The sequence below is a fragment of the Planococcus circulans genome, from assembly GCF_020023385.1.
In the GTDB taxonomy this organism is placed as follows: Bacteria; Bacillota; Bacilli; order Bacillales_A; family Planococcaceae; genus Planococcus.
The window spans coordinates 72,837-90,170 of sequence record NZ_JAIQCL010000008.1 but is presented as its reverse complement, the minus strand read 5'-3'; the positions used below and the strand labels follow the sequence as shown (position 1 = coordinate 90,170).

Below are 17,334 nucleotides of genomic sequence, written 5' to 3'. Positions count from 1 at the left end.
AGGGACGAAACACACATCAGGTTTTATCGTTTCAAAAATAGGGAATAAATTGCTGTATCTATTTATCTATTATTCAATTTTTTTGAGGAAATAAAGCATTTATCCAGTTAAAATAGCGTATTTTTTTGAGGTAAAAGAAAATTTAACTAAAAATCTTAATCTTTTTTATTTATTTTAAAGCCTTGAGGCACAGGCATTCAACGACAAAAATTGATTTATCTGAGAATGCGGTCAGTCTTGAATTTTCTGTAAACTCTTGCAGGGTTTCCTGCACACTAGTATACTTTAGAAGAGTAAACGAGTGTGTTCTTCAAGTGGAGGCGTTAATAATGCAGGATTTACTGCGAAGTGTATCTGATTCGTATCCGGAATTTAGTGCAGGCCAAAAAAAGGTCGGTGATTTGTTTTTTAAAGAACCCATTTTTTTAGCGTTCTCTTCTGCTCTTGAAGTTGGCAAGCGAGTGAATGTCAGTGAATCGACAGTCATCCGGTGGACACAAAAACTTGGATATAGGGGATATGCGGATTTTCAACAGGTTGTGCAGCGCAAGCTGGCTGAAGAGCGCCTGGAGAAAGCCGAACAAAATGTTCCAGAACCTATTGCCACTCAGACTTTTTTGGAAAACTTGTTGGATGCAGAAGTTTTAAGTATTGTGAAGCTGAAAAAATCGATCAACGAGGAAGAACTTCTTCAAGTTGTCGACAAAATCAGTCAAGCAAATCGTGTGTATGTTGCTGGTGATTTTTTCGATTATGGCATAGCTCACTGGTTCGCCAACTGGTTGAACCTTGCACTTGACCATACAGAAATGATGCATCCCTCAACTGGAGAATACTATACCCAACTCTCCAAAATGGGAAAAGGGGATCTGGTAATCGCTTTTGTTTTCCCTCGCTATACCAGAATAGTCATCGATACATTGAAAAACGCCAAAGAACATGGGGCAGATGTCATCGTTCTGACTGATACAGAAAATTCTCCAGCACTTGCCTATGCAGATTATGCTCTTACGGTGTCAGTGAATTCAACATTGAGCATTGATTCCTACACCTCTGTCCATGCGCTTTTGACTTCGATTATGCGTTTTGTTTATGTTAAAGAACAGACGAAAGTAAATGGCAATTGGGCAAAGGCAGAAGTTGTCTACAAAGAGCGGAATCTTTTTATTTAGCGAACACTCTTTACTGGGAAATTCCGAAGCGCCTTGGCGATTTGGTCAATTATAAACGAAAAGGGGAGAATAAAATGAAAAAGAAATTATCATTTTTAAGTGTAGTATTTTCTGCAGGAATGTTATTGGCAGCTTGTGGAGGAGACGACACAACCAGTCCGGAAGAAGGAGCAAGTACAGAAGGCGGGAACAGTGATTTGAACTTAGTGGAAGAAGGGAAGTTCACTACTGCTTCAAGTGGGCTTTATAAGCCTTTCAACTATGAAGAAGGCGGCAATTTGACAGGTTTCGATATTGAAATCGGAAATGCGCTTGCTGAAGAGATGGGCTTGGAGCCGAATCCGGTGACTACTCCATTCGAAACAATCATTCAGGGCTTGACGACAAACCGTTACGATGCAATTTTGGGATCGATGGCTATTACTGAAGAACGCGCTGAGCAAGTGGCATTTTCGGATCCATACTATTATTCTGGTGGCGTAATCTTCGTCCGTGAAGGAAATACAGAAATTACTTCAGAAGCCGATCTTGAAGGAGCAACAATCGGCGTTGTCGGACAAAGTACGTATGACACAGCTGCACAAAACTACACAGATGACATTCAATACTACAATAGTGATGTTGTTGCATTGCAAGACTTGGAAGTTGAAGGGCGTCTAGATGCTGTTATCACTGCCGATGTAGTAGGATTTGAAGCACAGAACGCAGGCTTGGAAATCGAAATGATCGGTGATCCATTGTGGATTGAACAAGCTGCTGTTGCAGTGCGTCCGGAAGATGAAGCCTTGCTTGAAGCGATCAATGAAGCATTGGCAACTATTGTTGAAAATGGAACATACGATGAAATTTCCCAGAAGTGGTTTGGGCGTAACCTCCTCGATGTAGATCTTGAAGGAATTGAAATTCTCAACTAAACAAGCTGAGATGGGGAGGAGTGGCGTTTATGCCAGAGATATTTGTAACGGTTTATGATGTATTCATGCGAACATACCCTGGATTTTTAGAGGCCACTGTCGTTACACTTCAATTGACAGCAATCGGTGTCATTTTAGGGACAGTCATCGGACTTATTTTTGCGCTGATGAAAATTTCAGGATCGAAAATTTTACAGACGATTGCTAATATCTATATCACAATCATCCGCGGTACGCCGTTGATTGTGCAAATTATGTTTCTATATTTCGGCATCGTCGAAATTTATACAATGTCCAATTTCTGGGCAGGGGCAATTGCGCTCGGTGTCCATAACGGTGCTTATATCGCGGAAATTTTCCGTGGTTCAATACAGGGCATTGACCCAGGGCAACGTGAAGCCAGTATGTCACTCGGGATGGATCGGCGCCAAACAATGAGCCGAATCGTTTTCCCGCAGGCTTTGCGCCGCTCGATTCCGCCGCTTGGCAATCAATTCATCATCACATTGAAAGATTCGTCACTCGTTTATATTATCGGGGTGGCGGAAATCTTCTCACTTGGAAACAGGGAAGCTGCGCAGTCCTACCAACCGTTTGAATCGTTCCTGGTTGTTGCGCTCTATTACCTGGTGCTGGTGATGATCTTCACATTCCTATTGCGTTTGTATGAAAACAAACTCGATGTCGACAGAGCCTAAGGAGGGACTAACATGATCATTGGAGAAAACATTCATAAGTCCTTTGGTGACCTCGAGGTGCTGAAAGGCGTAGATCTTCATGTCAAACCACAGGAAGTTGTTGTACTTGTTGGAGTCAGTGGCTCCGGGAAAAGCACGCTCCTCAGATGCTTCAACTTCCTTGAAATGATTAATGAAGGAAAGATTACGATTGATGGCCATACAGTCAACCCGAAAAAGGATAATTTAACGAAAATCCGTGCTGAAGTAGGCATGGTCTTCCAGCATTTTAACTTGTTTCCTCATAAGACGGTATTAGAGAATGTCATAGAAGCACCGATCACCGTCAAAAAGATGAAAAAAGAAGCTGCCAAAAAACTGGGGATGGAATTGCTGGAAAAAGTAGGCTTGAAAGATAAAGCAGATGTCTATCCAAGCAAGCTTTCCGGCGGACAAAAGCAGCGTGTCGCCATTGCGCGCTCCCTTGCGATGCAGCCGAAAGTCATGCTGTTTGATGAGCCGACTTCAGCGCTCGATCCGGAATTGGTTGGAGAAGTGCTGCAGGTCATGAAGCAGTTGGCTGAAGAAGGGATGACCATGGTCGTGGTTACCCATGAAATGAAATTCGCCAAAGAAGTAGCGGACCGCATCATCATGATTGATGAAGGGAAGATCATCGAATCGGCAGATCCAAAGACTTTCTTTGAAAATCCGCAAAACGAACGGACAAAACAGTTTATTCAACTGGTTGAATAAACGATCCCTCAATAGGTTGAAAATACCAGATAGAAAAGAAGGAGTCGGTTCGAATGAACTGATTCCTTCTTTCTTTTGTTGATTGACGTTTGCTGATCGACAAAACGGTTAAGGTAAAGTATATGAGAGTATTTGAGGAGGCTGAATGGATGAGAATCGAAGAGATCATGACGACTGATGTCGAAACGTGTATGCCTGAATCAACGCTCCAAGAAGTTGCCTCAAAAATGCGGGAAATAAATGTAGGGTCCATCCCGATTTGTGAGGAAGATCGCTTGGTCGGCATCGTTACAGACAGGGATATTGTCATCCGTGCCATAGCTGAGCAAATTCCGAGCGATGCCGCCATAGCTGAAATTCTATCTGCTGAAGTCATTACCGGAACGGTAGACTTAACAATTGAAGAAGCGGCTGAACTGATGGCTGCCCATAAAATCCGTCGGCTGCCCATTGTCGAAAATGATCGCGTAGTTGGCATTGTTTCTTTAGGCGATTTAGCGATAAGAGACGTTTCATCGAATCATTATGCAGAAACCACCATAATTGAAATTTCTGAGTTAGATTAGCAGTAGAATGAAAAAAAGTCCTTTTCTTTTTTTGAACTGCACCTCCATTGTTAGTGGTATCTACCAATGGAGGTGCAGTTCATTTTATAGAAGGGGCTTTTCATGCGTCTATTCTGCTTTTTCAATAGTGGAAGCAGAAACCATCGGCATATTCTCTTCGGCATTGCCTTCATAAATCCCGTCCGCTGTAATGGTATCGCCTACTTCAACGGGTGTTTCCGCCATATTTCGAATATAGATCCGATTTTCCTCGGTCACCATAATAAATGAAGGAAAGGCGATGTCATCTGCCAATTCTTCCACTGTTCCTTGAACAGAAACTCCGGTACCTTCTTCAATAGTTCCCGAAGCCAATTCTTCGAAGCTCACAAATTCCGCATTTTCTGCTTCTTCAGGATCGGTGGGATCCAGTTCTCCTTCTGGAGCGGTTACTTCGGTCTGGCTTTCTTCTGTAACCTCAGGCGCTGTTTCCCCGCAGGCAGATAGCAGTAAAACCAAGCTCAATGGAATAAAGAATCTATACATAACATCACGCTCCTCTATTAATTAAACATTGTTAGTTGAATAATACCCTTTTCAAAAGCTTGCTAACATTAAATAGAATTTGAAAAAAAACCGTCCAGGTAGTATAGTGAAAATCAAATTCATTCTGAAAAGGAGATTTATATGGCCAGAGCTACCAGAAAAATCGAGATTCTTCATGCAGCATCAAAAATTGTCAGTGAGAGGGGCATTTTTAATTTAACCTTAGAAGCAACCGCGATTGAAGCAGGAGTCAGCAAAGGCGGGCTACTTTACCACTTTCCTTCCAAGGAAGCTTTGGTCAAGGGGATGGTAGATCATTTAGCTGAAAATTATCGGGATAAAATTGCCGCCTCGGTTGCTGAATCAGCAAATGATAAAGGGAAATGGATTAAGTCCTATGCAGATGTAACCTTCAATAATCCCTATCCAAATAAAGAAATGCATGCAGGTCTATTAGCAGCCAAAGCGGTAAATTCTGATTTGTTGGATCCGATCAGGACCCTTTACAATGAATGGCAAACTAAAATTGAGCAGGACGGTATTGACCCGGTGAAAGCGACTATAATCCGTTTAGCGACAGATGGAATCTGGTTGTCCGAACTTTTTGATCTTCACCATTTGGGCGAAGAAAGGAAAGAAGAAGTTTATTTGAAATTAAAGAATTGGATAGATGAGTAAAGAGGAATCACGTCATTTAAAAAATGATGTGGTTTTTTTTTAGGCTTTTTCACAGTGCAGTAAAACCTAGAGAGATATAGGATAAATCAGTAAATTATCCAGTCTGCATCAAATTTATATGAGAAATGACCTTGAAACATTACCGTCCGGATGGTACAGTTTAAAACGTGCGAAAAAACAATCAATTATTATATGCATTTGAGAAAAAACATGAATGAGTACATATGCCTAAATTTAATAGGAGAGATAAAATGACACAAAAAGTTTTATTAACAGCAGCAATAACCGGAGCGGGAGACACCACAGCGAAAAATCAACATGTTCCTGTGACGCCAAAAGAAATCGCAGCCTCGGCAATAGAATCAGCAAAAGCTGGCGCAACGGTGGCCCATGTTCATGCACGTGATCCTAAAACGGGCGGCATTAGCCACAGCCTTGAGCATTACCGTGAAATCATTGAGCGCATTCGTGAATCCGAAACGGATGTAATCATCAACATCACCTCTGGAGGAGGTGGAGATTTTATTCCAAATCTCTCAAATCCTTCTACAGGCGGCGAAGGCACAGATATGCAGACGCCTAAAGAACGGCATGAACCGGTTGGCAGCTTACTCCCCGAAATGTGCACATTGGATTGTGGCAGTGTGAACTTTGGCGACATGGTTTACATGAGCCCGACAGATTGGCTGCGTGAACAAGCCAGGCTGATACAAGCAAGCGGCGTAAAACCAGAACTGGAATGCTTCGATACTGGACATCTTCGATTTGCCAAGCAATTGATCGATGAAGGTTTGATCGATGGCGATCCAATGTTCCAATTTTGCCTAGGCATTCCATGGGGGGCGGAGGCAGATGAAGAAACGATGTTGTATATGAAAAACCGTCTTCCTGAAAATGCACAGTGGTCAGCTTTTGGAATCGGCCGCATGCAAATGCCTATCCTTGAAATGGCTGCACAAAATGGTGGAAACGTCCGTGTCGGACTTGAAGATAACCTTTATTTAGGAAAAGGGATTTTTGCGCGCAATGAACAGCTTGTCGACCAAGCGGTGTCAAAATTGCATGCAGCAAATATTGAAGTGATGACTCCCGCAGAAGCACGTATCCACTTTAAACTGAATAATCCTTACGGAGGTAATAGTAATGGAAAATAAAACGGATCAAATTCAAAAAGTTGCTGTTATTGGAACTGGCGTCATCGGAAATGGGTGGATTGCCCGTTTTCTGGCACAAGGATTAGATGTAATCGCATTCGATCCTGCAGAAGGGGCAGAGCAACGGACGCAAAAAGCGATTGATCAAGCATGGCCGTCTTTAGTGAAAATAGGATTGGCGGTTGGAGCAGACCAGAACCGTCTGACATTTGTGCCGACCATCGAAGAGGCAGTCAGCGACGCGGATCTAATTCAAGAAAATGTCCCGGAACGGGAAGAGTTAAAAAAATCTGTACTGGTCAGCATCGATGCATATGCAAAACCAAAAGCTATCATTGGGTCGAGTACATCAGGCATTATGCCAAGTACGTTGCAAGAAGGACTCAAGCATCCTGAACGATTGATTGTAGCTCACCCTTTTAATCCTGTGTATATTTTGCCGCTGGTTGAACTGGTTGCCGGCAAGCAAACCGATGCAGCTGTCATGCAACGTGCCAAGAGCTTTTATGCCAGTGTAGAAATGAAACCGTTGGTCATCCAAAAAGAAATCGAAGGCCATTTGGCTGACCGATTGATGGAGGCTTTATGGCGCGAAGCATTGCATCTGGTGAATGATGGGGTTGCGACAACTGAAGAAGTGGATGCGGCTATTATTTACGGGGCTGGACTTCGCTGGGCGCAGATGGGACCGTTTCTGACCTTCCATCTTGCCGGTGGAGAAAAAGGAATGCGCCACATGCTTGAACAATTTGGGCCGACATTGAAGTTGCCGTGGACCAAATTGGAAGCACCTGAACTTACGGATGAATTGAAAGAAAAAGTAATTACCGGCTGTGAGACGCATGCAGGAGATACAACAATCGCTGAAATGGAAGAAAAACGCAACGCCTTTTTGGTCGAACTACTGGATTTGGTGGAATCGTATTGGCCCGAAACTACGGCAACAGAAAAAAAGCTTGTCAAAAAATAAAAAGTTGAAAGGAGATTGGCAAAATGGCTCAATCATCTTTTATACATGAAGTACAGGTTGGCAACGAATGGGTTGATTACAACGGCCATATGAATGATGCGGCTTACGCAAAAGTATTCAGTCAGGCAGCAGATAGTTTTATCGATTCTCTAGGCCTTACTGAAACTGCCAGATCTCGTTACAACTACACAATTTTCACACTCGAAACTCACCTATGCTACTTGAAAGAAGTACATGAACATGAAAGGCTGGCCATTGAATTCAGGTTACTGGATAGCGATGCCAAAAGACTGCATAACTTCCTTTCAATGACGAATTCCGCTGGGGAGCTGGTTGCAACCAGTGAACAAATGTGGATGGGCATGGATACAATCAAAAACAAGCCAGCATCTTTTCCGCAAGAAGTGGCTGAAACAATAGAAGCGCTTAGCATAGTGCATAAAAAGCTGCCGATGCCAAAACAAGCAGGCAGAAGAATCGGCTTTTAACGATCATCTGCGCAGTAAATTGAGGAGTATGTCTATGAAAAAGATAGAAGTGAATAACTTAACCAAAATTTTTGGGTCTCATCCACAACAGGGATTGAAGAGGCTTATAGATGGCGAACAAAAAGAAAATATCTTGGCGGAGACTGGAATGACAGTAGGGGTCAACCAAGCCTCCTTTTCGGTAGAAGCTGGGGAGTTTTTCGTTATTATGGGGCTTTCTGGAAGCGGGAAGTCAACTTTGATCCGCCTGGTGAACCGGTTGATTGAGCCGACTTCGGGTGAAGTGCTGATCGATGGCCAGAACATTGTCGAGATGGGAAAAAATGAATTGATTGAAACGAGACGGAAAAAGTTGGGGATGGTATTTCAGCAGTTTGGATTATTTCCGCACCGGACTGTTTTGCAGAATGTTGCCTACGGGCTCGAAATTCAAGGGGTCAAAAAAGAGGAGCGCAACAAACGTGCCCAGCAATCCATCGAGGACGTTGGCTTGCACGGGTACGAAAACAGTTACCCTAAGGAGTTAAGCGGAGGAATGCAGCAGCGTGTAGGTCTTGCACGCGCGTTGGCCAATGATTCGGACATTCTTCTGATGGATGAAGCATTTAGTGCACTTGATCCATTGATTCGCAAAGAAATGCAGGATGAACTGTTGAACCTGCAAAACAAATTAGGGAAAACGATCTTGTTCATCACACATGACTTGGATGAAGCACTGAAACTTGGAGACCGCATCGCCATAATGAAAAACGGTGAAATCGTTCAAGTGGGCACAGCCGATGAAATCTTGGAAAATCCAGCGAATGAATACGTTTCAAACTTCGTCAAAGATGTAGACCGCTCAAAAGTACTGATGGCTTCACATGTCATGAAGAAACCCGCTGTACATATGGCAGATAAAAGCGGAGCTTTAGCAGCTGTTCGGAAAATGGAAGAAGTAGGCGCTTCAAGCATATTTGTAGTCGACAAAGACAATAACTTCAAAGGCTTGCTGACGATTGATAATGCTATTAGTGCATATAAATCAAGCTTGCCAATCGAAAATGTGTTGATTGAAGATATTCATGAAATTTCTCCAGAAACCCCTTTAAATGACCTTTTTAGTGTAGCTGTAGAAGCGAAATATCCACTTGCAGTAGTAGAAAATGGGAAGTTGCTTGGAATCGTCTCACGTGTTTCCATACTTTCCGGCTTAGTTTTAGGGAAAAAAGAGGTGACTACGCCATGAATTATTTTACACTTCCTTTAGAAGAATGGACGAACCGTTTTGTAGACGATTGGCTCCTGCCCGTCACTGGTGAATTTTTTGACAGTATAAGTGAAGGCCTCCGAACTTTTGTAGACGGGGTGACAGACTTAATGATTGCCACTCCTCCAGTATTGCTGGTGCTGATTTTAATCATCATTGCCTGGAAGTTTTCGGGGAAAGGGCTGGCGCTGTTTGCGCTATTAGGGAGCCTTTATCTGGGATCTGTCGATTTGTGGGAAGCTGCGATGCAGACCGTGGCAATTGTTATCGTGTCTACGCTGATTTCTATAATTATCGGGATTCCGCTTGGCATCTTGGCGGCTACCAATAAAACGATGGCCACTCTTGTCCGGCCAATCTTGGACTTTATGCAGACACTGCCAAGTTTTGTTTATTTGATACCGGCTATTCTTTTATTTGGCCTTGGAAACGTTCCGGCCGTCATTGCTACTTTCGTATTTGCAACACCGCCGGCTGTTCGTATGACGACACTTGGGATCCAACAAGTGCCTGCGGATGTGGTCGAAGCATCAAAAGCTTTTGGGTCAACCAAATGGCAGCTGTTGTATAAAGTGCAGTTGCCTTTAGCGTTGCCCTCCATTATGGCAGGGATTAATCAGACGATGATGCTTGCACTGTCGATGGCGGTCATTGCATCGATGATTGGAGCGCCAGGTTTGGGCTCTGTAGTATTAGAAGGGATTTCTACGGTAAATGTTGGCCTTGGCCTAACAGGCGGTTTAGGAATCGTTGTACTGGCTATTATCATGGACCGAATTACCCAAGGGCTGGTTCGGAACAATAAAAAATAAAACAAAAGGGGAAATGAAAAATGAAAAAGTTTTTATTCTTTTCAATAATTGCATTGATGGTTGCTGTTTTGGCGGCTTGTGGTTCTGATACTGAAGAAACAGAGGAAGGCACTGCTGGTGCTGAACAGCAAACGATCACATTTGGCGTGACACCATGGACAAGTACTGTACCCCCTACAAAAATTGCAGGGTTAATTTTGCAGGACATGGGTTATGAAGTAGTCGAGACCAAAGCAGATGCTGGAAGTGTTTATACTGGCTTGTCTCGTGGAGATCTTGACGTATTTATGGATGCTTGGGTACCGATGCACCAAAATTACTTGGATAAATACGAAGGCGACATTGAAAGCACTTCTGTAAGCTATCCGGAAGCAGAAACTGGCTGGACAGTACCGACATATATGGAAGACATCAATTCTCTTGAAGATTTGGAAGGACGCGAAGATGAATTCAATAATGAATTTTATGGCATTGAAGCAGGAGCAGGCGCTACAATAGAAAGCGACGAAATCATTGAGGCTTACGGATTTGATATGGCGCAAGTAAGTTCTTCAGAAGGCGGAATGCTTGCTCAAGCCCAGAAAATGATTGACCAGGAAGAACCGGTTATTTTTTATGGCTGGAGACCTCATACGATGTTCAATAAGTTTGATTTGAAAGTATTGACTAATGAACAAGGGTTCTTTGAAACTTCTTCTGTTGAGGTGATTACAAACACTGAATTGAAAGAAAATGCGCCAAAAGCTTATGAATTTTTTAGCAACTGGAGTATTTCAATTGATGATGTAGAAGAAATGATTGTGAAGATTGAAGAAGGTGGAGATCCTGAAGAAGTTGCTCAGGAATGGATCGATAATAATCAGGATAAAGTTGATGAAATGACAGGCGAATAATCAATATCGAGTACATTGCCCATTGTTTACACAATGGGCAATGTACTTTTTCTTTTCTTTTGAAGTCCCCGGGTGTATGGTTTGGGAAAGGGATGAGGTGATCTGATGGAATTGATTGAAACGCCAAATGCATTGGGAGAAAAAAACAAGCATGTCCAAAAAGCTTTAAGTTTCGGCAATACTAAAGTCGTTAATATACAATTGCAGGCAGGCGAAAAGATTGCAGAACACGACTCGGCGGCAGATGTCATCATTATCGTACGGAGCGGGAAAGTTTCATTTGATGTACAAGGGCAAACGGTGGAAGTATCACCTGAAAACATTTTGCATATGGATCCAAAAGAAAAACACAGCCTGACCGCAATCGAGCCAAGTGATCTATTGGTTCTTCAAATTACCCCATGAAAAAAAGCTCACGCTGAGAAAGCGTGAGCTTTTTTTCATGGGGTTGAGATTCGGGTTAGTTTCTGCTTTTAGGTTAGCATCTTCTTTTAGGCGCTTCCGCTTTTCTGTGTGTCCAGCTTCAGCGATCAGCCCCTCGGGGTCATAAGTCACGTCGACTATGCGGCAAAAAAACGCCGCTTCGCCAACGCGCCTTATGCCTGTCGGGTCTTAACGATCGCTTCCGCTTTTCTTGGGGTCCAGCTTCAGCGATCAGCCCCTCGGGGTCATAAGTCACGTCGACTATGCGGCAAAAAATCGCCGCTTCGCCACCGCGCCTTATGCCTGTCGGGTCTTAACGATCGCTTCCGCTTTTCTTGTTGTCCAGCCTCCAGCTGTCAGCCAGCCCCTCGAGTCGCTTCAACCTTTCCAGCAATGGCAAAGAATGCCATTACCGGCAAGTCTTCCAGCGCTTGTCGGGGCTAGACGGCAGCCTCCACTTTTCTAGTTGTCCAGCTCCAACGGCCAGCTCCTCGGGTCATAAGCCACTCTGGCTTCCAGTTGCAAGTGCCTAGCTCTTCGGGTCATAACTCAACCCAGCTGTGCGGCAAAGAACGCCACCCTGCTGGTCCGCCTTATGCCGGTCAGAGCTGAACAGGCACTTTCACTTTTTGTGCTGTGCGGCTGTAAACATGCCACTTCGCCAGATCGTCTTATGCCTGTCGGAGCTGAGCGGCCGTTTCCGCTTTTCTAGTCACCACTCAAATTCCTCTGGATATTCTGCTTTTATATTGATTTCGTGAATCGGTTTTTTATGGGGAGTAGCGGCGGCAAGGACCTGGTTGCGGAAGGCTGCGTAATCCTGGTCCTGCACCGCGATCTTCATGGCGATTGCCGACAGGCTTTGCTCACGTTGCTCTTTGGTCATGGCGATGTACTTCAAGTTTAAAAAGTCTACATACTGGATTGCGTAATCATTCACTGTAACCGGCTGATTGAAGGCTTTTACGATCAGTTCGTATTCTTCTTGCGGGACATGTCCCTGCAGGCAGTCGAGCACTAAAGACTGAAAACGGGAAATGACCGGCAAGTGGACATCCCAAAGAGGGAATTGTTTGTCTTCCTGATAAAATTTGATGAAATCCTTCAAGGCGATGGCAGTGTATATCAATTCCGGCCACAGCACTTCGACAGAAAAGTAGATATTCTTATCGGGTGCGATAAATCCATGCTGTTTCATCGTATGTTCGTGCAGGCCATTGAATACGAAATCCACGTTGCGATCTCCTTGGGCAGCATGGCGAATTTCGAAGGAAAGGCCCAGGATTCGCATCCGCGATCCTTCATAGCCATAATACTGATCTTCCTGTCCGATGACTCTGTATATCGCCTGGTTCAGTTCGTCCAAGTCGAAATAATCGCCGCTGATTTTAACACCTGTATGGTTCGGCGTGCTTTTCATAGTCAGCATATCTGTATCCTCCTCAACGTTTTGGTGTGTAATCGAGTTTGGCGAACAGTTCACTGCGTTCGGCTTCCGTCAAATCGCGCCATTCACCGACAGCTAAGTCACCAAGCAGGATGTTCATAATCCGGACCCTCTGTAAAGCCCGGACTTCATAGCCTAACGCTGTACACATTCGTCGGATTTGGCGGTTCAATCCCTGACGTATGGTCAGTTTGAAGGTGTAGGTGGACAATTTATCAGCTTTGGCGGGAAGTGTTTTCGTATCGAGTATTTCAACGCCTTCCTCCATCTTCGCTATAAAGGATTCCGTGATTGGCATATCAACTTTGACGATGTATTCCTTCTCATGCTCATTTTCAGCGCGCAGAATTTCATTGACGATATCCCCGTCATTGGTCAATAGGATGAGCCCTTCCGAATCTTTATCGAGGCGCCCTACGTGAAAGATGCGTTCTGGATGGTTGACGAAATCGACGATGTTTCCTTCGATATGCCGTTCGGTCGTGCTGGTGATGCCGACCGGTTTGTTCAATGCCAAGTAGACATATTGTTGCTTCGGCTGTTCGATGATCTTGCCATCGACGCGTACTTCGTCTCCCGCTTCGACTTTACTGCCGAGTTCGGCCGGGGTGCCATTGATGGTGACGCGTCCTGCGTCGATGAACTTATCGGCTCCGCGCCGTGAAGTGATTCCTGTTTCGCTTAAAAATTTATTGATTCGCATAATGAATTCCTTTCAGTTCTGTATTTCCTAGTCTCGCTCTCATTATACATGAACTCTGGAGGCGAATAAAAAAATTCGGAGTTTCACAGTTGCAATTTTTAGATTAGTTTGACAATATAGAAGGGAAGCTGTTATTGATGCGCCGAGGGGTATTTGGAATAATGTAAGCGTGTACATAGCAGAAAAACGAGTAAAGGGGAGAAATGGGAATGGTCTATGCAATGCCAAACACAGAAGGTTCAAAAGTTACGTTTAAAGATAAGTATGAGAACTTTATAAACGGAGAGTGGAAAGCACCGGTCAAAGGGCAATACTTTGAGAATGTTTCACCGGTAACAGGCAAGAAGTTTACCGAAATCGCCCGCTCAACGGCTGAAGATGTTGAACTGGCCCTTGATGCAGCACATGCAGCAAAAGATGCTTGGGGAAAAACTTCAGTAACTGAACGTGCCAATGCGCTGTTGAAAATTGCAGATCGTATGGAGCAGAACCTGGAGATGCTGGCTGTTGCTGAAACATGGGACAACGGGAAGGCAGTCCGGGAGACATTGAATGCCGATCTGCCATTGGCGATTGACCATTTCCGCTATTTCGCTGGAGCAATCCGTGCGCAGGAAGGGTCGCTGAGCCAAATCGATAACGATACAGTAGCTTACCATTTCCACGAGCCACTTGGAGTGGTCGGACAGATCATTCCTTGGAATTTTCCGATTTTGATGGCTGTCTGGAAACTGGCTCCGGCTCTTGCTGCCGGTAACTGTGTCGTCTTGAAGCCTGCTGAGCAGACGCCTGCAAGTATCCTGGTGCTGGCTGAACTGATCGGCGATATCCTGCCTCCTGGTGTACTGAACATCGTCAACGGATTCGGTCTTGAAACAGGCAAGCCGCTTGCTTCCAGCCCGCGTATCAGCAAAGTGGCGTTTACAGGCGAAACGACTACAGGACGTATGATCATGCAATACGCTTCACAAAACCTGATTCCCGTAACACTGGAATTGGGCGGAAAATCACCGAATATCTTCTTTAAAGATGTTATGGACCAAGACGATGCGTTCCTTGATAAAGCAGTTGAAGGGTTTGTCATGTTCGCCTTGAACCAAGGGGAAGTTTGCACATGCCCATCGCGTGTGCTGATTCATGAAGACATCTACGACGAGTTCATGGAACGTGCAATAAAGCGCGTGGAAGCAATCAAGACAGGCAACCCGCTGGACCCAGAGACGATGATGGGAGCGCAGGCTTCCACTGAACAAATGGAAAAGATCCAATCCTATTTGGATATCGGCAAACAGGAAGGCGCTAAAGTTCTTGCTGGCGGCGACCGCAATCATTTGGACGGTGAGCTGTCTGAAGGCTTCTATATCCAGCCGACAGTCTTCGAAGGCCACAACAAGATGCGGATTTTCCAGGAAGAGATTTTTGGGCCTGTTGTATCGGTGACAACTTTCAAAACGAAAGAAGAAGCGCTCGAAATTGCGAATGACACCCTCTATGGACTAGGTGCAGGAATTTGGACGCGTGACACCAACACGGCTTACCGCTTCGGACGTGGCATCCAGGCAGGGCGTGTTTGGACGAACTGTTACCACCAGTACCCGGCTCACGCTGCATTCGGCGGATACAAAATGTCCGGCTTTGGCCGTGAAAACCATTTGATGATGCTCAACCATTACCAGCAGACGAAAAACATGCTGGTCAGCTACAGCGAAGACAAACAAGGATTCTTTTGATCCTGGGGCATAGCCCCTTGGAATTTTAAGATCCACCAGAAAGTAGGGATAGCAATGGTCGAACGCGTAATTGCGACAGATGCTGCTATTGAATTGATCGAATTGCTGAAAGAAAAGCATGGGCCGGTCATGTTCCATCAATCAGGGGGATGCTGTGATGGCAGTTCACCGATGTGTTATCCGGAAGGGGACTTGTTCATCGGAGATCAGGATATTCTGATGGGGGTTATCGGTGACAGTAAGTTCTATATGCATAAAAACCAATTCGATTACTGGAGCCACACGCAGTTGATTATTGACGTCGTGCCAGGGCGAGGCGGAATGTTTTCTTTGGAAGGAGTGGAAGGCAAGCGGTTTTTGACAAGATCGAGGGCCTTCACCGCTGAAGAAACGAAAGAATTGCAGGAGCAGATTTAAACGGAACCAGATGCCTAGGCATCTGGTTTTTTTATTGTCCATTCATGCTGTAAATATGCTGAAAACCTTTATAAAACAAGGGGTGATGATAGAATTCATGCTGTAAAAATGGTATAATTTCAGCATGAAAGGTGGTCATCCAGTTGACGAAATTAGTGAACCGAGTTTCCCACGAACAAGCCAATCACGCGATTTCCTGCGCATCCCATTCTCTGATTACAGAAGGATTCGATGTAACCAATGAGGATGAGAACTTCGTTCGGTCGGTATTGACTGGTGAACGGACGGAAGCCCAATTCCATCAGGCCATCAAAAAGAAGTTCGATGTCTAAGTACCAGCATGCCTCGATGTATTGCTACCCCGGAACCGATGTATTGATCAATTTGTTTGATGTACAGGATGAAGAAAAACTAAAGAAGTTAGAGAAAGTATACTCTCTGCTCCGACTTTCTGAACTCCAAATAAACGAACCGGCAGACCCTTTGGACGTTAAAGCTTTTTTAGCCATTCATCGATATCTGCTTCAGGATGTCTACCCGTTTGCTGGGGAGTTGCGGAAAGAGATGATTTCCAAAGGTTCGTCTGCTTTTGCCCATCCCAAACACATCGAGGAGCAGCTGCTGAAAATTTTCAATGAATTGAAAGCAGAAAACTACTTGAAGAATTTGCCGCGAGATCAGTTGATTTCACGGCTTGCTTATTTTTTGTCTGAATTGAATGCTCTTCATCCTTTTCGGGAAGGCAATGGGCGCAGTATCCGTGAATTCGCGCGTCAGTTACTGCTGAATGCCGGCTACCGGCTGGATTGGGAAAAAGTGCTGGAGCCTGCAGAGATTATCAATGCATTTGTCGATTCGTTCAATAAGGACACTAATCGTCTGGAAAAGCTGTTGGATGAAATAATCACTCCCTGAAAAATGCCAGCTGCTCGGAGAGCGCTGGCATTTTCTGCGCTTTATGATGCAGGATGCTTGCGCAGCCATTCGATTCCGAATTCAACAAGGGGTTTCATTTCTACAAGCCGGGTCTGGGCTTGCCCTAAAAGACCTTCAGAAATGTCGCCGGGAAAAGCTTTGGCGATTTCGGGGAAACGGTCCGAATCCATTTCCACACAATCATAAGTCTGCCAAACCCGTTTTCCATCCTTTAAGATCGCAGCTCCCTGTGGGGAAGTGGCACGGTTTTCCTGGACAAATTCAGCATAGTGAAGTGCCGTACACGAATCAAAGCCGACACCGATCAGCAGGATCTTCACCTTGGCCTGCATCATTTTTGCGAGCGGCGATTGTTTGCCGAAGGAATCATCAATCGGCTGTTCACTCATCCAGTGGGCTGCCTGACTCCCCCAGGCCATAAAGGAGTGAGAGGGATGAGGACTCCGAATGGTCGCGGGATGGCGATGGAAGCATTCTGCAATTTTGCCCATGCCACGCATCCCGCTTAAGTGGGGATCGAAAGCAGGGAGCTGTTCACGGATTGGCTGATGCCAATTTTCCGGAACCGGTGGCTCCATCCAATACACGGGGTCTGAGTTGTCCGCAGACTGGGCGGGCATGATTAAGGTGCCTGCTTCCATGATGGTTTCTATTAAAGCTTCTACGACCGCTTGAGCGCCTCCAGCGATCCACCCCATGGACTTCAGCGAGGAGTGGACCATCACTGCGTCTCCGGCTTCAATACCAAGTTGTTGAAGCTGCTGCTTTAAGGTTTCTTTCGACTGGAATTGAGGCGTGTTTAAAATATTCAATAACTCTGACAT

At 44.9% G+C, this 17,334-nt stretch carries 21 protein-coding genes; 17 read left to right on the top strand and 4 right to left on the bottom strand.

Features of this window, described 5'->3' with window-relative positions:
- Positions 1-329 precede the first annotated feature (329 nt).
- From K8U60_RS13765 to K8U60_RS13745, 5 genes are all read left to right on the top strand, one after another.
- On the top strand, positions 330-1,172 hold the full coding sequence (locus K8U60_RS13765; protein WP_223640785.1) for a MurR/RpiR family transcriptional regulator: 843 nt from the start codon (positions 330-332) through the stop codon (positions 1,170-1,172).
- Positions 1,173-1,246: 74 nt separating this feature from the next.
- On the top strand, positions 1,247-2,086 hold the full coding sequence (locus tag K8U60_RS13760; RefSeq protein WP_223640783.1) for a transporter substrate-binding domain-containing protein: 840 nt from the start codon (positions 1,247-1,249) through the stop codon (positions 2,084-2,086).
- Positions 2,087-2,115: 29 nt separating this feature from the next.
- A complete protein-coding gene (locus K8U60_RS13755; protein WP_223640781.1) occupies positions 2,116-2,784 on the top strand; it encodes an amino acid ABC transporter permease in 669 nt (222 codons plus the stop codon).
- A 12-nt stretch (positions 2,785-2,796) separates the two neighbouring features.
- Positions 2,797-3,519 carry an amino acid ABC transporter ATP-binding protein gene (locus K8U60_RS13750; RefSeq protein WP_223640777.1) on the top strand — a complete coding sequence of 241 codons (723 nt, stop codon included), beginning with the start codon at positions 2,797-2,799 and terminating at the stop codon, positions 3,517-3,519.
- A 149-nt stretch (positions 3,520-3,668) separates the two neighbouring features.
- Entirely contained in the window at positions 3,669-4,085 is a 417-nt protein-coding gene (locus K8U60_RS13745) for a CBS domain-containing protein (protein WP_223640774.1), read from the top strand.
- Between the two features lie 108 nt (positions 4,086-4,193).
- Here K8U60_RS13745 and K8U60_RS13740 read toward each other — a convergent pair whose 3' ends face one another.
- Positions 4,194-4,610, bottom strand: coding sequence for a hypothetical protein (locus K8U60_RS13740; protein ID WP_223640771.1), 417 nt, complete (start codon positions 4,608-4,610; stop codon positions 4,194-4,196).
- Between the two features lie 141 nt (positions 4,611-4,751).
- On the opposite strand from K8U60_RS13740, the gene K8U60_RS13735 reads away from it, so the two are divergent.
- The 8 genes from K8U60_RS13735 to K8U60_RS13700 all read left to right on the top strand — a co-directional run bounded on the left by K8U60_RS13735 (position 4,752) and on the right by K8U60_RS13700 (position 11,259).
- Positions 4,752-5,288: a TetR/AcrR family transcriptional regulator gene (locus K8U60_RS13735; RefSeq protein ID WP_223640768.1), complete on the top strand. Its 537-nt coding sequence runs from the start codon at positions 4,752-4,754 to the stop codon at positions 5,286-5,288.
- Between the two features lie 251 nt (positions 5,289-5,539).
- Positions 5,540-6,442 (top strand): beta-keto acid cleavage family enzyme, encoded by a 903-nt coding sequence (locus K8U60_RS13730; protein ID WP_223640750.1) that lies wholly within the window; start codon positions 5,540-5,542, stop codon positions 6,440-6,442.
- On the top strand, positions 6,432-7,412 hold the full coding sequence (locus K8U60_RS13725) for an L-carnitine dehydrogenase (RefSeq protein ID WP_223640747.1): 981 nt from the start codon (positions 6,432-6,434) through the stop codon (positions 7,410-7,412). The genes K8U60_RS13730 and K8U60_RS13725 overlap by 11 nt, the downstream gene beginning before the upstream one ends.
- A gap of 23 nt (positions 7,413-7,435) precedes the next feature.
- Complete coding sequence (locus tag K8U60_RS13720; protein WP_223640744.1) at positions 7,436-7,900, top strand: thioesterase family protein; 465 nt, start codon at positions 7,436-7,438, stop codon at positions 7,898-7,900.
- 34 nt (positions 7,901-7,934) lie between these two features.
- The gene (locus K8U60_RS13715; protein WP_223640741.1) at positions 7,935-9,128 is read left to right on the top strand and encodes a quaternary amine ABC transporter ATP-binding protein; all 1,194 of its coding nucleotides are present in this window, start codon (positions 7,935-7,937) and stop codon (positions 9,126-9,128) included.
- Positions 9,125-9,961: an ABC transporter permease gene (locus tag K8U60_RS13710; protein WP_223640738.1), complete on the top strand. Its 837-nt coding sequence runs from the start codon at positions 9,125-9,127 to the stop codon at positions 9,959-9,961. Before K8U60_RS13715 ends, K8U60_RS13710 begins: the two co-directional genes overlap by 4 nt.
- A 20-nt stretch (positions 9,962-9,981) precedes the next feature.
- Positions 9,982-10,854 carry a glycine betaine ABC transporter substrate-binding protein gene (locus tag K8U60_RS13705; RefSeq protein ID WP_223640735.1) on the top strand — a complete coding sequence of 291 codons (873 nt, stop codon included), beginning with the start codon at positions 9,982-9,984 and terminating at the stop codon, positions 10,852-10,854.
- 105 nt (positions 10,855-10,959) lie between these two features.
- Positions 10,960-11,259: an AraC family ligand binding domain-containing protein gene (locus tag K8U60_RS13700; protein ID WP_223640732.1), complete on the top strand. Its 300-nt coding sequence runs from the start codon at positions 10,960-10,962 to the stop codon at positions 11,257-11,259.
- A gap of 730 nt (positions 11,260-11,989) precedes the next feature.
- On the opposite strand, the gene K8U60_RS13695 is transcribed toward K8U60_RS13700, so the two are convergent.
- Together K8U60_RS13695 and K8U60_RS13690 are read right to left on the bottom strand one after the other, a co-directional pair.
- Positions 11,990-12,706 carry a DUF6904 family protein gene (locus K8U60_RS13695; protein WP_223640729.1) on the bottom strand — a complete coding sequence of 239 codons (717 nt, stop codon included), beginning with the start codon at positions 12,704-12,706 and terminating at the stop codon, positions 11,990-11,992.
- A gap of 13 nt (positions 12,707-12,719) precedes the next feature.
- Positions 12,720-13,427, bottom strand: a complete 708-nt coding sequence (locus K8U60_RS13690; RefSeq protein ID WP_223640727.1) for a pseudouridine synthase — start codon at positions 13,425-13,427, stop codon at positions 12,720-12,722.
- Between the two features lie 209 nt (positions 13,428-13,636).
- Here K8U60_RS13690 and adh point away from each other — a divergent pair, with 209 nt between their 5' ends.
- The 4 genes from adh to K8U60_RS13670 all read left to right on the top strand — a co-directional run bounded on the left by adh (position 13,637) and on the right by K8U60_RS13670 (position 16,489).
- Positions 13,637-15,157, top strand: a complete 1,521-nt coding sequence (adh, locus tag K8U60_RS13685; protein ID WP_223640724.1) for an aldehyde dehydrogenase — start codon at positions 13,637-13,639, stop codon at positions 15,155-15,157.
- Between the two features lie 54 nt (positions 15,158-15,211).
- Positions 15,212-15,574, top strand: a complete 363-nt coding sequence (locus K8U60_RS13680; protein WP_223640721.1) for a DUF779 domain-containing protein — start codon at positions 15,212-15,214, stop codon at positions 15,572-15,574.
- A gap of 143 nt (positions 15,575-15,717) precedes the next feature.
- On the top strand, positions 15,718-15,906 hold the full coding sequence (locus K8U60_RS13675) for a hypothetical protein (protein ID WP_223640690.1): 189 nt from the start codon (positions 15,718-15,720) through the stop codon (positions 15,904-15,906).
- Positions 15,899-16,489 carry a Fic/DOC family protein gene (locus K8U60_RS13670; protein ID WP_223640687.1) on the top strand — a complete coding sequence of 197 codons (591 nt, stop codon included), beginning with the start codon at positions 15,899-15,901 and terminating at the stop codon, positions 16,487-16,489. The genes K8U60_RS13675 and K8U60_RS13670 overlap by 8 nt, the downstream gene beginning before the upstream one ends.
- Positions 16,490-16,530: 41 nt before the next feature.
- On the opposite strand, the gene K8U60_RS13665 is transcribed toward K8U60_RS13670, so the two are convergent.
- Positions 16,531-17,334: an AAC(3) family N-acetyltransferase gene (locus tag K8U60_RS13665; protein ID WP_223640666.1), complete on the bottom strand. Its 804-nt coding sequence runs from the start codon at positions 17,332-17,334 to the stop codon at positions 16,531-16,533.

Bases quoted from the DNA above. Each gene is read 5' to 3' on its own strand.
- adh (WP_223640724.1), top strand. From the start codon at position 13,637: ATGGTCTATGCAATGCCAAACACAGAAGGTTCAAAAGTTACGTTTAAA.
- K8U60_RS13670 (WP_223640687.1), top strand. From the start codon at position 15,899: ATGTCTAAGTACCAGCATGCCTCGATGTATTGCTACCCCGGAACCGAT.
- K8U60_RS13765 (WP_223640785.1), top strand. From the start codon at position 330: ATGCAGGATTTACTGCGAAGTGTATCTGATTCGTATCCGGAATTTAGT.
- K8U60_RS13705 (WP_223640735.1), top strand. From the start codon at position 9,982: ATGAAAAAGTTTTTATTCTTTTCAATAATTGCATTGATGGTTGCTGTT.
- K8U60_RS13695 (WP_223640729.1), bottom strand. From the start codon at position 12,706: ATGCTGACTATGAAAAGCACGCCGAACCATACAGGTGTTAAAATCAGC.
- K8U60_RS13755 (WP_223640781.1), top strand. From the start codon at position 2,116: ATGCCAGAGATATTTGTAACGGTTTATGATGTATTCATGCGAACATAC.
- K8U60_RS13760 (WP_223640783.1), top strand. From the start codon at position 1,247: ATGAAAAAGAAATTATCATTTTTAAGTGTAGTATTTTCTGCAGGAATG.
- K8U60_RS13690 (WP_223640727.1), bottom strand. From the start codon at position 13,427: ATGCGAATCAATAAATTTTTAAGCGAAACAGGAATCACTTCACGGCGC.
- K8U60_RS13745 (WP_223640774.1), top strand. From the start codon at position 3,669: ATGAGAATCGAAGAGATCATGACGACTGATGTCGAAACGTGTATGCCT.
- K8U60_RS13715 (WP_223640741.1), top strand. From the start codon at position 7,935: ATGAAAAAGATAGAAGTGAATAACTTAACCAAAATTTTTGGGTCTCAT.
- K8U60_RS13730 (WP_223640750.1), top strand. From the start codon at position 5,540: ATGACACAAAAAGTTTTATTAACAGCAGCAATAACCGGAGCGGGAGAC.
- K8U60_RS13720 (WP_223640744.1), top strand. From the start codon at position 7,436: ATGGCTCAATCATCTTTTATACATGAAGTACAGGTTGGCAACGAATGG.
- K8U60_RS13740 (WP_223640771.1), bottom strand. From the start codon at position 4,610: ATGTATAGATTCTTTATTCCATTGAGCTTGGTTTTACTGCTATCTGCC.
- K8U60_RS13750 (WP_223640777.1), top strand. From the start codon at position 2,797: ATGATCATTGGAGAAAACATTCATAAGTCCTTTGGTGACCTCGAGGTG.
- K8U60_RS13665 (WP_223640666.1), bottom strand. From the start codon at position 17,334: ATGTCAGAGTTATTGAATATTTTAAACACGCCTCAATTCCAGTCGAAA.
- K8U60_RS13680 (WP_223640721.1), top strand. From the start codon at position 15,212: ATGGTCGAACGCGTAATTGCGACAGATGCTGCTATTGAATTGATCGAA.
- K8U60_RS13725 (WP_223640747.1), top strand. From the start codon at position 6,432: ATGGAAAATAAAACGGATCAAATTCAAAAAGTTGCTGTTATTGGAACT.
- K8U60_RS13735 (WP_223640768.1), top strand. From the start codon at position 4,752: ATGGCCAGAGCTACCAGAAAAATCGAGATTCTTCATGCAGCATCAAAA.
- K8U60_RS13700 (WP_223640732.1), top strand. From the start codon at position 10,960: ATGGAATTGATTGAAACGCCAAATGCATTGGGAGAAAAAAACAAGCAT.
- K8U60_RS13710 (WP_223640738.1), top strand. From the start codon at position 9,125: ATGAATTATTTTACACTTCCTTTAGAAGAATGGACGAACCGTTTTGTA.